The following is a 15317-nucleotide window of genomic DNA, read 5'->3' on the forward strand; positions in this document are numbered from 1 at the left end:
ATAAAATTTACTTAGTTGACTTGCGCCAAAATTTCGCAGGCTTGAGCAATGGTTTGCTCGGTTTTTGCAAAGCAAAAGCGTAGTAAACGCAAGTTTTTTGGTGGCTCTGCATAAAAAACCGAAATTGGAATAGCGACCACTTTATGCTGTTCGGCGAGCCACTGACACATCTCAACATCGTTCAGGTCAGGTCGAATCTGGCTATAGTCAACATTTTGAAAATAGGTGCCTTGAGTCGGGGTAAACATAAACTTGGACTGAGCTAGCCCGGCATTAAACTGATTACGTTTTTGCTGATAGAAACTGGCGAGCTGCTGAATATGTTCGGGGTGCTGCTGCATAAACTGGCTGAGTGCCACTTGGCACGGGGTATTGCCACAAAAACTGGCAAATTGGTAGACCTGCCGAAACAGACGCATCAGCTCAGGCGCAGCCACACAGTAACCTGTTTTCCAGCCTGTAACATGAAAGGTCTTGCCAAACGAGCCGACCACAAGGCTACGCTGGCGTAATTCAGGAAACGACAATGCCGAGTAATGGCGCTGTCCGTCATAAATCAGGTGTTCATAGACTTCATCGGAGAGCACGACAATATTGTGTGCTTCGATCAATTCAATCAGGGTCAGCCAGTCCTGTCTTGACCAAATCGCTCCGCTTGGATTATGCGGTGTGTTGATAATGATCATACGGGTACGTGAGTTAATGCTGTCTTTGACGCGTTGCCAGTCCACCTGAAAATCAGGTGCGAGCAGGGGAATCCGTACACTCACGCCTTGTGCCAACTCTACCGCAGGCGCGTAGCTATCATAGCTCGGGTCGAAAATAATCACTTCATCGCCTGCATGAATCAATGCCTGAATGGCACAGTACAATGCAATGGTTGCGCCAGAAGTAATGGTAATTTCTTGGGTAATATCGAGTTGCACCTGATCACGTTGTACAAACTGCTGTGCCACCTGTTCACGGAGTGGCAACCAGCCATCACCTGCGGCATATTGGTTAAAGCCCTGTCGGGTAGCGTCAACCAGACAATCGAGCAGTGCTTCAGGGGCTGCAAAGTCAGGAAAACCCTGTGACAGATTGAGTGCGTTCAGGCGCTGGGCGAGTGCCGACATTTGGCTAAAGATGGTGACACCCTGAGCAGGGAGTTTGGACGGAAATGACAACATGGCGGTTTTTCTCTAATTTTTGATTTAAATCAAGTATTCAAACGCTGCGCGAATCATTCCCAAGCATAACCCAATAAATGCGCCAACGATCACGCCGTTGACTCGAATCATATGCAAATCACCGCCGACTTCATTTTCGATTTTGCCAATCATTTCTGAGGAATCCCATTCATGAATACGCTGGCTAATAAAACGAATAACTTTGTTACTGTATTGATCACTGATTTGAATGGCCAATTGGCTCAGGCGCTGGTTAAGAATCTCGCGAACCTTGTCATTTTCCATCAGGTTTTGCCCGACCAGTTCAATCGCCGCGCGCAGGTTTTGCGCAATGCCTGATGGTTCTTTTTGCAAGTCCTGTTTAATGGCATTGCATAAAATCACCACCGCACCACTGATAAAATTCAGCATTTGTGGGCTATCGAGCAGGGCATTTTTGGTGGCATTCAGGCGCAGGCTGGCTTCACTGTCGGGATCACGCAGTTCTAACATTAAAGTTTGTGCATAATTTTCAATATACTGTCGCCACGGATGTTCAGGATCTGCCAGCATGGCTTCGACTTTACCAATCAGGCTGTCAATCATGCGTTGCTGCATATCAATCCCAATCCAGTGAAAACCTTTAGCCATTTTCCATACGCCCAATTCCTGAAAAATCCGTTGGGTCAGTTCACGAGTTTGCTCAGGGTGGAAGGTGACCCAGTCATGGGCCAAGTCCAAACCTCGTTGAAGTAAATCCTGATGAAAATCATTGTCTAAAACAGCGCGCAGCATTTCACTGGCTAAACTGTTGATTTGGGTATTGCGTACCCATTGCACGCTATTGCTTTGAATAAACGCTGCAATCTGTTCTTGTCCAACAAAGTCTAGCACCTGTGGCAGGCTTTGCTGCATAAGTTGGGTGATCTGAGCATTATTTTGAGGGTTGGCAAGCCAGCGTCCCACACTCAGACTCAAATCGGTTTGTTTCAGGCTACGCTCGACCACTTCAGGCGATAAAAAATTTTCCTGAACAAAACGCCCCATCGACTCGGCAATGCGGGCTTTGTTGCGTGGAATAATTTCGGTGTGATCGAGCAGGAAACGCGGAATCGGCATTTTTCCGAAAGGATTACGGAATAAAACCGTAATGGCATACCAGTCTGCCAAACCACCCACCACACCTGCTTCTGCTCCGAGCATGAGAATATGAATAAGCCATACATCATTGGGCAAAAACTTCGCCAAGAGCATGAGTGCCAACCATGCCAGTACAGCCATGATTAAGGCGATACTGGCAAAGCGTTTACTGCGTTGTAAATTGGTTGAGGTCGTTTGAGTGGTCAGACTCATGTAGATTCCTAACAGGTCACATTAATGAGGAGGTGTCGCAGGCAAGAGAACATCACCCGTGCTGCTGACGCCATATTTTTGCCCGATTGATTTCAAAATCAGAAAGGCATCAAAGGCATCGCTCGGGGTATTTTTCTGATCTTTATAGCATTCAATTGTATAGGACACTTCAACAGGGTCAATGGTGACGACTTGTGGCATGTTGTACCACGGGTCATAAAATCCAGGATGGCGGAAACTATACGGGTAGAACATCGGGTCAGGATACACCACTGCTTTACGCGGTGGTTGTTGTGTGCGGTTACTTGGGTCATTCAGCACTTTAAAGTAGTGAAAACCATTTTTGACGGTCGTTTGTGCGGCTTTGACCAAGGCAATTTCTTCAGCCGTACCATAACTTAAATCGGACTTGGCCTTGAAGCCAATGCGATAAGTCTGGTTGTTGAGTGGGTAACTGGAAAATTGTCCCAACTGGTCAAATGTGCGGGGCTTGCTGGGCAGAGTGCTACAGGCGGACAGACCGAGTGCGAGGCTCAAACTCAGGCATGGAATCAATTTATTCATATGGCTGCTCCAAAATCGAGAGATTTTATTAAAAATCGTTGATCATCAATGCATTATAAAAATGCGACTTGTCGTTCTGCTGTAGCGACCCTATATCCATTACCATGAAGGTCATGCTTGGAAGAATCAATTGAGATTTTGTTGTTATCAAACAACATGATTTTTAATCATGATTGTGGATTGACGATGAATAAGCAAGAGATAAATAAAAGGATATAAAATTTAAGATATTGTTTTATCTATTTATTTCTTAGGTGATTACCGTCGGTCTGAAATAAAGGATTTGCAGTATGACCCTGTGATGCGTGGGCAAGTGATTGGCTATTTTCACTTTTGCCTTGTATTGAGCATGGTTTTGCAATTATTTTTCAATGCAATTCACATTTTTCATGCATGCTCATGGCGGTTTATGGTTACAATTTTGCGTGGCAACAGCCCATTATCATTATTTGATACCTACTGTCATGATAATCAGTATAATTTGTCCATTTGATCTAGATGATAATTTCAATTCGAGTGAGTGAAGAACATGAGTCAACCCAACGCCGTTTCTCAAACTATTGTGCCAACTTGGGTAGACGCATCTGTAGTCACAGGAATGTTGCGCGGTATTGAACGTGAAACTTTACGCATGCAGCCCGATGGTTATTTGTCACAACAGCCACATCCCGTTGCTTTAGGCTCTGCCTTAACTCATCCGCACATTACCACGGATTATTCTGAAGCTTTACTAGAATTCATTACGCCACCCCAGCCCAATATTGCCGACACCCTGAGGTATTTAAGTGATATTCATCATGTTGCTAACCAGCATTTGCCAGAAGGGGAAAAACTTTGGCCAATGTCGATGCCATGTATGCTCGATCAGGATGAAGAACAGATTCCGCTGGCAGAATATGGTTCATCCAATATTGGACGTTTTAAGACCTTATATCGTAAAGGTTTGGGAGTGCGTTATGGGCGTCGTATGCAGACGATTGCTGGAGTGCATTACAATATTTCGTTTCCAGACCAACTGTTTGAACGGTTGCAACAGCATGAACCAAACCCAGAACACAAAGCCTTAAGCCTGCAAGATTATCGTAGCCATCGTTACTTTGGCTTGATTCGTAATTTTATCCGCCTGACACCGATGGTGATGTATCTGCTTGGGGCAAGCCCCGCAGTCTGTAAGACCTTTTTGATTGGGCGTGAACATAAACTACAACCATTGGTAGGCGGTACATTGCATTTGCCATATGCAACAGCATTGCGTATGGGGCGACATGGGTATCAGAATTCAGCCCAAAAACAATTGGGTATCCACTACAACAATTTGCAAGGCTATTTGCAGGGGTTACAAGCTGCGGTGAAAACGCCATATCCTGCCTTTAGCCAGCTTGGGTTGGACGATGAACAGGGTGAACCGATTCAGATCAATGATCATATCCTGCAAATTGAAAATGAATACTACAGTTTGGTGCGCCCGAAACAAGTTCCGCAGGGCAGCGAAACGCCGTCTGAAGCTTTGGCAAAACGTGGTGTCGCTTATATTGAGCTGCGCGCGGTCGATGTTAACCCTTATAGCCCGATTGGTATCGAGACCAATAGTGCAGGATTTTTAGAAAGTCTGGCATTGTACTGTTTGTTACAAGATAGCCCTGAAATCTCTGTTGCAGAGCAGGAGCTAATTGAGAAAAATCAAGCAGAAGTTGTGGAACGTGGGCGTGCTGAAAATGCCACTATTCAAACTTTAACGGCAAGTTATGCTATTGCCGACTGGTTACAGTTGCATCTGGATGCGATGCGCCCTGTTGCAGCCGTGCTGGATCAAATTGAATCGACCACGATTTATGTTGATGCCTTGAGCGTGATGCAACAGCGAATTGATGATCCCAAAACCACGCTTTCAGCGCAGGTTATTGATGACTTACTGCAAGCAGGTGGGACATGGCGCTTGGGAAGCCAGTTGGCTGAAATGCATACTCAAGCGTATCAACAGCATCACTTGTCTAATGATACTCAGGATTATTTTCAGGATTTGGTCGGCGCTTCATTGCAGCAACAGCAACAGCTTGAACAGACCTCACAGCCCACATTTAAAGAATATCTGGCGAACTTTCGCTAAAACAGAATAAGGGGAAAGCATTTGCGCTTGAGTTATCGTCTTGTCAATGCCTTGTTGGTATTGATCAGTATTATTGGCATGTCATTTGCGCTGTATCTCGAACATGTCAAAGGTCTACAGCCATGTCCGCTGTGTATTTTTCAGCGTCTTGGGTTGATTGCGATGGGACTTGTCGCATTACTTGCCCTGATTCACAATCCAGCCTCGGATAAATTAAAGCGTGCTTATGCCTTCCTTGCTGGATTGGGTATGGTCTGGTCAGCAGGCGTTGCCGCGCGCCAAATTTGGCTACAGCATTTACCGCCTGACCAAGTGCCGAGTTGTGGGCCAGGCTTAAATTATCTAATAGATGTTTTACCCTTGAAGGAAGTCTTTGCTGAAGTGCTAACGGGCTCGGGTGAATGTGCCAAAATTGACTGGACATTCTTGGATCAGCCTTTGTCTGTATGGTCTTGTCTGTTTTTTGTGATTTTGCTTCTGGTCTGTATCTGGCAAATGCTGCGCCGTTATCACTAATGCGGCTAAATCCCGCCATAAAAAATACCAATCTTTATAAAAAAACGATCAATTTATTTTGGTCGTTTTTTATACCAAATGCACAATGATTTCTTCAAAATGAAAGTGGAATCAGTGATCTATTTTCTTAAAAAGAATGGCTAATCTTTTGGGCATTCAGTTAGAAAACCTATTCTGACTAAATTAGTCAACTTAGACTTAAAAACTATTTTTCAAATAACTGTGTTTTCGTCATAATTGGTAACGTTCTCAGACAAAGATCATCTGATTTTTAATTGAAACCCCATAGATGTGAAAACGTCACAGTTTTATACGCTCAGCCTCTTACTTTCTGGCTGAGCTTTTTTTTGCCTAACTGTTTTAATTTAAAAAAACACTTAATCACGAATGATTTGTCCAGTGACTGCATCAATGATTCGGCTGGGTAAAGGGCTTTGCCCAAGTTCACCATCCAGATAATCGAGCTGATCTGCAAAATAGGCTTGAGCCTGCTCTAAATTGCATGCAGGGTCCAGACCTGCGGGGTTGGCACTGGTCGATACAATAAAACTGCCAAAAGCTCGGCATAGTTGCTGACAGAGAGGATGGTTAGTGACCCGAACCGCAACACGTGGATGCTGACCTGTAATCCATTCAGGAATCGCTGTCTGATTGGGAAGAAGCCAAGTCAAACCACGCTCATGGGCTTGGCGATTATGCCAGCTCGCAATAATTTCTTGTTGACGAGCTTGATCAAGCGGTGAGAGTAAGGCTTCAACCTGTTCAACATCACTGGCAAGCAAAATGACACCTTTTTCAATTGGGCGCTGTTTCAGGGCTAAAATTTTCTGAAATGCTTGCTGATTCATCGGATCACAACCTAAACCCCAAACGGCTTCAGTTGGATAAGCTAACACTTGATCGTGCTGCAAAAGCTCGGCGGCATGTTCCACTGAATAGGTGATCATGTTTTTACGCTCTATGGAGAATTAAGAAAAGCAGGGTGCAGTTGCTGCACGGCAACGACTATAACGCCCTGCCTGTTGTAAGCACAAGCCTAAAAGTTCCAATTCCATCAGTTGAGCTGTAAGTTCATCAATCGTCATGGTGAACTTGCTTGCAAGCGTATCTAGATCCTGCCCAACCCAGTCGAGTTGTTGATATAAGGTCTGTAAATGTTCGGGAATATCCGATGTTGTTGCAGCAGTAAGAGAATCTTGCTGCTGAATTTGCCATTGGGTTGGTAACGCCAAATCTTCAATGATTTGTTCAGGATGATCCACCAAGGTTGCGCCTTCGCGAATCAGTTGGTGGCACCCCCGATGATATTCACTATAAATATGCCCAGGAATCGCAAAAATCTGTTTGCCTTGTTCTGCTGCCAGTTTAGCCGTAATCAAAGAACCACTTTCTAGCGCTGCTTCAGCCACCAGCACTCCTAAACTCAAACCACTGACAATACGGTTGCGTCGGGGGAAATTGTGCTGTAACGGTTTGGTAAAGGGTAAAAATTCAGTGATCACGCAACCACCCTCAGCCACAATTTGCTGACGGAGCTCTACGTGAGCAGCCGGATAGGTTTGTTCAATACCTGTTGCCATGACTGCAATGGTTTTTTGATGCTTAATCCCTGCAGCATGTGCTGCCTGATCAATTCCCTGAGCCAAGCCACTGGTAATAAAAAAGCCTTTTTCTGCCAGATAGTAAGCAAAATCATAACTGATCTGTAAACCATGCGGGCTGGCTTTACGGCTACCCACAATCGCAATTTGCGGCTGACTTAAATTAAAAAGATTACCTTGCCCAAACAAAATGGGAGGTTTATCCGCATAAGGTCGTAGCTGTGCAGGATAATTGCTGTCTTCGGCGAGACAAATAAAGTCGCAATGCTTTATTAAACAATCGAGCATGCTCTGGAAATTTTTTTGTTCACTGGCCTGTTGAAATTGCTCAGCGCGTTGAACATGATTTTTATGTAACTTGAGTTTTGACCATTGCTGCAAATTTTTAGGTGTAGTTGCCTGTTCCGCACTTCCGAAGAAGTGAATCAGTTGCTGATAACTCGATAAAGAATGCTGAACCAAATACCACAAGCGAAGACTGTCGAGTTGAGACTTGCTGATCTGGTTCAGCATAAAGCACCCTTAGTCTGACATTGAAGGTGCTTGGATTGATGCACCCACTTTAATAGGTACGGTGCTCTCTAACACATAAGCATAACTTAAATGGTCAAATGTTTTGAAAATCATGATTGTGCCAATCTCTTCTTGTGGCAAAGTCACGAGTTGTCCTGTTTTAGTATCTTTAACCACTTCACCCTGTTGGTAAACACTAAACACCTGTCCGGTTTTCGCACCATCTAGCAAGCCACGGTCAATGGTCACAACGCTACGTTTTGCTGCTTGACCAATTGAACCAAGCACGCGAACGATTTGGCCATTGCCAGTTACTTCATTTTTACTGGTTGGGTAGAAAATTGAAGGCAAGTCATTTTGATATTCAGGCAACACGAAATCACCGCGACGGATTTCCTGATTGAAACTCTTAGTCACTTCTAAAGTCGTTATCTCGCCATTATTGTTTTCGGCAGTCGATACGGCACTTGCAACCTGAATAAGCTCAATACCGGCGTTATATTCTTTACCCTGAGCATCCTTAAATAGATAAGGTTGAGTTTGGCGGTAGATACCATAATTCTGACCGACTGCTAAACCATTGCCACGAGCATAAATTTTTTGCCCACTACCACCCAGCAAGCGGTTATCGGCAGCACCTACAATATATGGTGTATTGGTGAGTGATTCAGGTGCAACAATATTGGCACGATATAACCAAACATCAATGTCACTGAGGCGAACCACAGGAATGGCATCATTTAAAGATTCAACACGAACGTGTGGTTTTAGGTTGATGCTGCCCATATGGCGACGAATAATCCCTTCACAACCATCGCCTTCATCTTTACCCACCAAAGGCTTGCCATGAAAAGAACACAATAACAAACGGTCACCCGGATAGATCCAGTGTGGGTTTTTCACATGACGGTTATGTGCCCAAATTTCAGGCCAACGCCAAGGTTTTTTAAGAAATTTACCTGCAATATCCCAAAGCGTATCGCCTTTACGTACAACATAAACGTGCGGTGCGCTGGTTTTTAAAGTTAGAGGTGCAACATTAGGTGATGCGGCATGGACCATCGAAATACTGCCGAGACCCAAACCTAGACCCAAAGCAACTGCAAGAACATGTTTTTTAAACCCCAAGGCAGTCCCCTGTAAAACCTTTTTCATTATCATAATTCCTAAATGGATATTTGTAATTGCGTTATAATAACCAACTTACTTAACATTTTTCTATGAAGCATGCTCTTCATAGGGCCGTTAAATAAATGGTATTTGTGAGGAGGGCATATGGCCTTATTACCCATTTTAAATTTCCCAGACCCACGTCTGCGTACCATTGCACAACCTGTTGAAGAAGTTACTGATGAAATTCGTCAGCTTGCCGCAGATATGTTTGAAACGATGTATCATGCTCCTGGCATAGGTTTAGCAGCAACTCAAGTTGATCGTCATATTCAGTTGATCGTCATGGATTTATCTGAAGAGAAAGACCAGCCTTTAGTCTTTATTAATCCTAAAATCACACCATTAACTGAAGAAAAGCAACCCTATGAAGAGGGCTGTCTATCAGTTCCTCAAATATACGATAAAGTTGAACGTCCGTCACGCGTCAAAATAGAGGCGTTAAACCTTGATGGCGAAAAAATTGAAATAGAAGCTGATGGCTTACTTGCTGTTTGTATCCAGCATGAAATGGATCATCTCGATGGTAAATTATTTGTCGACTATCTTTCACCTTTAAAACGTCAGCGTGCCCGTGAAAAAGTTGAAAAGCTTGTGCGTAGTCGTGAACGTGAAAAAGTAGCCGTAAAACGCTAATTGAATCTGTGCGCTAAAATAGATAACTTTTAGTGCGCAAATAAAAACACATAAATAACAATAATTTGAATTTAATTGAGTATAAAAAAAGGACAGATGGAGTTGTTGGGGAGAAAAAAGGGTTGCGTTAGAATGATTATGGTCTATAATGCGTATCCATCGGCGGTGATGCAGATAAAAACTTGTTGATTAACAAGGGCTTAGCTAGATAGATAAGTTTTTAGTTGATTGAATGAGTTTTAAAAAATATCGAAATTACCTGTTGACTTTGTTTTAAAATAGAGTAACATAGCCGACCTAGCTTGATGATGACGAATCATCGAGAAGATCATTAAGAGAATTGGAAGAACAACTTGTGTGGATTTTTATCAGTTGATCAGTCGAATATATATTTCATTGATTGAATTGGTAGAAATTTCTCGAAGTTTATTTGAGCGAATTTTTAGTCAGTAAGATTAATGAGCCAGATTTAGCACTTTTAGTAAAGTGCAATGATTTTAAACTGAAGAGTTTGATCATGGCTCAGATTGAACGCTGGCGGCAGGCTTAACACATGCAAGTCGAGCGGAGCGAAGGTGCTTGCACCTTAGCTTAGCGGCGGACGGGTGAGTAATGCTTAGGAATCTGCCTATTAGTGGGGGACAACGTTTCGAAAGGAACGCTAATACCGCATACGTCCTACGGGAGAAAGCAGGGGATCTTCGGACCTTGTGCTAATAGATGAGCCTAAGTCGGATTAGCTAGTTGGTGGGGTAAAGGCCTACCAAGGCGACGATCTGTAGCGGGTCTGAGAGGATGATCCGCCACACTGGGACTGAGACACGGCCCAGACTCCTACGGGAGGCAGCAGTGGGGAATATTGGACAATGGGCGAAAGCCTGATCCAGCCATGCCGCGTGTGTGAAGAAGGCCTTTTGGTTGTAAAGCACTTTAAGCGAGGAGGAGGCTTCTTTGGTTAATACCCAAAGTAAGTGGACGTTACTCGCAGAATAAGCACCGGCTAACTCTGTGCCAGCAGCCGCGGTAATACAGAGGGTGCAAGCGTTAATCGGATTTACTGGGCGTAAAGCGTGCGTAGGCGGCTAATTAAGTCAAATGTGAAATCCCCGAGCTTAACTTGGGAATTGCATTCGATACTGGTTAGCTAGAGTATGGGAGAGGATGGTAGAATTCCAGGTGTAGCGGTGAAATGCGTAGAGATCTGGAGGAATACCGATGGCGAAGGCAGCCATCTGGCCTAATACTGACGCTGAGGTACGAAAGCATGGGGAGCAAACAGGATTAGATACCCTGGTAGTCCATGCCGTAAACGATGTCTACTAGCCGTTGGGGTCTTTGAGACCTTAGTGGCGCAGCTAACGCGATAAGTAGACCGCCTGGGGAGTACGGTCGCAAGACTAAAACTCAAATGAATTGACGGGGGCCCGCACAAGCGGTGGAGCATGTGGTTTAATTCGATGCAACGCGAAGAACCTTACCTGGCCTTGACATACTAAGAACTTTCCAGAGATGGATTGGTGCCTTCGGGAACTTAGATACAGGTGCTGCATGGCTGTCGTCAGCTCGTGTCGTGAGATGTTGGGTTAAGTCCCGCAACGAGCGCAACCCTTTTCCTTATTTGCCAGCGAGTAATGTCGGGAACTTTAAGGATACTGCCAGTGACAAACTGGAGGAAGGCGGGGACGACGTCAAGTCATCATGGCCCTTACGGCCAGGGCTACACACGTGCTACAATGGTCGGTACAAAGGGTTGCTACCTAGCGATAGGATGCTAATCTCAAAAAGCCGATCGTAGTCCGGATTGGAGTCTGCAACTCGACTCCATGAAGTCGGAATCGCTAGTAATCGCGGATCAGAATGCCGCGGTGAATACGTTCCCGGGCCTTGTACACACCGCCCGTCACACCATGGGAGTTTGTTGCACCAGAAGTAGCTAGCCTAACAGCAATGAGGGCGGTTACCACGGTGTGGCCGATGACTGGGGTGAAGTCGTAACAAGGTAGCCGTAGGGGAACCTGCGGCTGGATCACCTCCTTAACGAAAAGACGGATTGATTGGTAAGAATCCACAACAAGTTGTTCTTCTGGTATATCGAATGGGTCTGTAGCTCAGTTGGTTAGAGCACACGCTTGATAAGCGTGGGGTCACAAGTTCAAGTCTTGTCAGACCCACCAAAGACAATTCGATATAAATTGATGATATAAGCTGGGGACTTAGCTTAGTTGGTAGAGCGCCTGCTTTGCACGCAGGAGGTCAGGAGTTCGACTCTCCTAGTCTCCACCACGAATTCTGAAGATTAGAGTTCGAGCTAAAGATTACAGAATTTAGTAAGAGAAAAACCTGAAGGTTTTATTTTATTAACTTCTGTGATTTAAGTATCACGGTATTAGTGTGATCCGACGAGGGCACATTAACTCATTAACAGATTGGTAAAATTGAGTCTGAAATAAATTGTTCAACTCATTCATTCGAAAGAATGAAATGAGAACTAGCAAATTAACTGAATCAAGCGTTTTGGTATATGAATTAGATTGAAGCTGTACAGTGTTTAGATACACAGTACTTCAAACTGTAAGAGATTGATGAGAAATCATTGATCATGTCTTATTACTACTTGTAGGTAATAACGACTGTTTGGGGTTGTATAGTCAAGTAATTAAGTGCATGTGGTGGATGCCTTGGCAGTCAGAGGCGATGAAAGACGTGATAGCCTGCGAAAAGCTTCGGGGAGGCGGCAAATATCCTGTGATCCGGAGATGTCTGAATGGGGGAACCCACTTACCATAAGGTAGGTATTGCAACATGAATACATAGTGTTGCAAGGCGAACGAGGGGAAGTGAAACATCTCAGTACCCTTAGGAAAAGAAATCAATTGAGATTCCCTCAGTAGCGGCGAGCGAACGGGGATCAGCCCATTAAGTTATATGTGTTTTAGCGGAATGCTCTGGGAAGTGCAACCGTAGAGGGTGATAGTCCCGTACACGAAAGGGCACATATAATGATGACGAGTAAGGCGAGGCACGTGAAACCTTGTCTGAATATGGGGGGACCATCCTCCAAGGCTAAATACTCCTGACTGACCGATAGTGAACCAGTACCGTGAGGGAAAGGCGAAAAGAACCCCTGTGAGGGGAGTGAAATAGATCCTGAAACCGCATGCATACAAGCAGTGGGAGCACCTTCGTGGTGTGACTGCGTACCTTTTGTATAATGGGTCAGCGACTTATATTCAGTGGCGAGGTTAACCGTATAGGGGAGCCGTAGAGAAATCGAGTCTTAATAGGGCGTTTTAGTCGCTGGGTATAGACCCGAAACCGGGTGATCTATCCATGAGCAGGTTGAAGGTTGGGTAACACTAACTGGAGGACCGAACCCACCGTCGTTGAAAAGCCGGGGGATGACTTGTGGATAGGGGTGAAAGGCTAATCAAACTCGGTGATAGCTGGTTCTCCCCGAAAGCTATTTAGGTAGCGCCTCGGACGAATACCATAGGGGGTAGAGCACTGTTTCGGCTAGGGGGTCATCCCGACTTACCAAACCGATGCAAACTCCGAATACCTATGAGTACTATCCGGGAGACAGACTGCGGGTGCTAACGTCCGTAGTCAAGAGGAAAACAATCCAGACCGCCAGCTAAGGCCCCAAAATCATAGTTAAGTGGGAAACGATGTGGGAAGGCATAGACAGCTAGGAGGTTGGCTTAGAAGCAGCCACCCTTTAAAGAAAGCGTAATAGCTCACTAGTCGAGTCGGCCTGCGCGGAAGATGTAACGGGGCTAAAACTATGTGCCGAAGCTGCGGATTTGACATTAGTCAAGTGGTAGGGGAGCGTTCTGTAAGCCGATGAAGGTGGATTGAGAAGTCTGCTGGAGGTATCAGAAGTGCGAATGCTGACGTGAGTAACGACAAAACGGGTGAAAAACCCGTTCGCTGAAAGACCAAGGGTTCCAGTCCAACGTTAATCGGGGCTGGGTGAGTCGACCCCTAAGGCGAGGCCGAAAGGCGTAGTCGATGGGAAATTGGTTAATATTCCAATACTTCTGTGTAATGCGATGAGAGGACGGAGAAGGTTAGGTCAGCCTGGCGTTGGTTGTCCAGGTGAAAGACAGTAGGCATGCATCTTAGGCAAATCCGGGGTGCTCTATGCTGAGAGTTGATAGCAAGCTGTACTTGTACAGTGAAGTGGCTGATACCATGCTTCCAAGAAAAGTCTCTAAGCTTCAGTTACACAGGAATCGTACCCTAAACCGACACAGGTGGTCAGGTCGAGTAGACCAAAGCGCTTGAGAGAACTCTGCTGAAGGAACTAGGCAAAATGGTACCGTAACTTCGGGAGAAGGTACGCTGCTGACGGTGATTCCCCTTGCGGGATGAGCTATTGGCAGCCACAGAAACCAGGCCGCTGCAACTGTTTATTAAAAACATAGCACTCTGCAAACACGAAAGTGGACGTATAGGGTGTGATGCCTGCCCGGTGCTGGAAGGTTAATTGATGGGGTTAGCGTAAGCGAAGCTCTTGATCGAAGCCCCAGTAAACGGCGGCCGTAACTATAACGGTCCTAAGGTAGCGAAATTCCTTGTCGGGTAAGTTCCGACCTGCACGAATGGCATAATGATGGCGGCGCTGTCTCCAGCAGAGGCTCAGTGAAATCGAATTCGCCGTGAAGATGCGGTGTACCCGCGGCTAGACGGAAAGACCCCGTGAACCTTTACTGCAGCTTGACATTGAACTTTGATCTTACTTGTGTAGGATAGGTGGGAGGCTTTGAAGTTGGGACGCCAGTTCCAATGGAGCCATCCTTGAAATACCACCCTGGTAATATTGAGGTTCTAACTCTGTCCCGTGATCCGGGACGAGGACCATGTCTGGTGGGTAGTTTGACTGGGGCGGTCTCCTCCTAAAGAGTAACGGAGGAGTACGAAGGTGCGCTCAGCGTGGTCGGAAATCACGCGTAGAGTATAAAGGCAAAAGCGCGCTTAACTGCGAGACCCACAAGTCGAGCAGGTACGAAAGTAGGTCTTAGTGATCCGGTGGTTCTGTATGGAAGGGCCATCGCTCAACGGATAAAAGGTACTCTGGGGATAACAGGCTGATACCGCCCAAGAGTTCATATCGACGGCGGTGTTTGGCACCTCGATGTCGGCTCATCTCATCCTGGGGCTGAAGCAGGTCCCAAGGGTATGGCTGTTCGCCATTTAAAGAGGTACGCGAGCTGGGTTTAGAACGTCGTGAGACAGTTCGGTCCCTATCTACCGTGGGCGCTGGAAATTTGAGAGGATCTGCTCCTAGTACGAGAGGACCAGAGTGGACGAACCTCTGGTGTACCGGTTGTGACGCCAGTCGCATCGCCGGGTAGCTATGTTCGGAAGGGATAACCGCTGAAAGCATCTAAGCGGGAAGCCTACCTCAAGATAAGATTTCCCTAGGAATTTATTCCTCTAAAGAGCCGTTCGAGACTAGGACGTTGATAGGTTGGGTGTGGAAGCATAGTGATATGTGAAGCTGACCAATACTAATTGCTCGTGAGGCTTGACTATACAACACCCAAGCAGTTGTATATAAAGCTTAAATCGATTCATAAAAGATCAGTTAAATCTGATCTGAAACAAAGAACTTGATTTAGTAAACGCTAGAACATAAAATTCGACTCAGTTAACCAATTTGTTAATAACTCATTTGGTACACAGTACGGTAGCAACAAGATCAAC

At 45.4% G+C, this 15317-nt stretch carries 9 protein-coding genes, 2 tRNA genes and 2 rRNA genes; 7 read left to right on the forward strand and 6 right to left on the reverse strand.

From position 1 onward, the window contains the following. Positions 1-11: 11 nt before the first annotated feature. The 3 genes from P255_RS14975 to P255_RS14985 are packed head-to-tail and all read right to left on the reverse strand — an operon-like array spanning position 12 to position 3065. Positions 12-1169: a methionine aminotransferase gene (locus P255_RS14975; RefSeq protein ID WP_004903027.1), complete on the reverse strand. Its 1158-nt coding sequence runs from the start codon at positions 1167-1169 to the stop codon at positions 12-14. A gap of 24 nt (positions 1170-1193) precedes the next feature. Next, a complete protein-coding gene (locus P255_RS14980) occupies positions 1194-2501 on the reverse strand; it encodes a DUF445 domain-containing protein (protein ID WP_004903029.1) in 1308 nt (435 codons plus the stop codon). A 21-nt stretch (positions 2502-2522) separates the two neighbouring features. Continuing rightward, positions 2523-3065, reverse strand: coding sequence for a CC0125/CC1285 family lipoprotein (locus P255_RS14985; RefSeq protein ID WP_004903033.1), 543 nt, complete (start codon positions 3063-3065; stop codon positions 2523-2525). Between the two features lie 529 nt (positions 3066-3594). Here P255_RS14985 and gshA point away from each other — a divergent pair. Together gshA and P255_RS15000 are read left to right on the forward strand one after the other, a co-directional pair. After that, positions 3595-5172 carry a glutamate--cysteine ligase gene (gshA, locus tag P255_RS14995; RefSeq protein WP_004903036.1) on the forward strand — a complete coding sequence of 526 codons (1578 nt, stop codon included), beginning with the start codon at positions 3595-3597 and terminating at the stop codon, positions 5170-5172. A gap of 21 nt (positions 5173-5193) precedes the next feature. Continuing rightward, complete coding sequence (locus P255_RS15000; protein WP_004903039.1) at positions 5194-5688, forward strand: disulfide bond formation protein B; 495 nt, start codon at positions 5194-5196, stop codon at positions 5686-5688. A gap of 377 nt (positions 5689-6065) precedes the next feature. On the opposite strand, the gene P255_RS15005 is transcribed toward P255_RS15000, so the two are convergent. From P255_RS15005 to P255_RS15015, 3 genes are read right to left on the reverse strand one after another with little or no spacing between them, the layout of a single operon-like run. Beyond that, on the reverse strand, positions 6066-6635 hold the full coding sequence (locus P255_RS15005) for an L-threonylcarbamoyladenylate synthase type 1 TsaC (protein ID WP_004903040.1): 570 nt from the start codon (positions 6633-6635) through the stop codon (positions 6066-6068). Positions 6636-6656: 21 nt separating this feature from the next. Continuing rightward, complete coding sequence (dprA, locus tag P255_RS15010) at positions 6657-7802, reverse strand: DNA-processing protein DprA (protein ID WP_004903042.1); 1146 nt, start codon at positions 7800-7802, stop codon at positions 6657-6659. Between the two features lie 9 nt (positions 7803-7811). Beyond that, positions 7812-8957 carry a LysM peptidoglycan-binding domain-containing protein gene (locus P255_RS15015; RefSeq protein ID WP_004903044.1) on the reverse strand — a complete coding sequence of 382 codons (1146 nt, stop codon included), beginning with the start codon at positions 8955-8957 and terminating at the stop codon, positions 7812-7814. A 120-nt stretch (positions 8958-9077) separates the two neighbouring features. Between P255_RS15015 and def the strand changes: the two genes are divergently transcribed. From def to P255_RS15040, 5 genes are all read left to right on the forward strand, one after another. Next, the gene (def, locus tag P255_RS15020; RefSeq protein WP_004903046.1) at positions 9078-9608 is read left to right on the forward strand and encodes a peptide deformylase; all 531 of its coding nucleotides are present in this window, start codon (positions 9078-9080) and stop codon (positions 9606-9608) included. Between the two features lie 499 nt (positions 9609-10107). Further along, positions 10108-11645 (forward strand): 16S ribosomal RNA (locus P255_RS15025). Between the two features lie 60 nt (positions 11646-11705). Beyond that, positions 11706-11782: transfer RNA gene (locus tag P255_RS15030), tRNA-Ile, on the forward strand. A gap of 33 nt (positions 11783-11815) precedes the next feature. Continuing rightward, positions 11816-11891, forward strand: a tRNA-Ala gene (locus P255_RS15035). A gap of 363 nt (positions 11892-12254) precedes the next feature. Beyond that, positions 12255-15146 (forward strand): 23S ribosomal RNA (locus tag P255_RS15040). Together the 16S and 23S rRNA genes with 2 tRNA genes alongside form the textbook arrangement of a ribosomal RNA operon. The last annotated feature ends 171 nt before the right edge of the window (positions 15147-15317 follow it).

The sequence above is a fragment of the Acinetobacter brisouii CIP 110357 genome, assembly GCF_000488275.1.
Classification (GTDB): Bacteria; Pseudomonadota; Gammaproteobacteria; order Pseudomonadales; family Moraxellaceae; genus Acinetobacter; species Acinetobacter brisouii.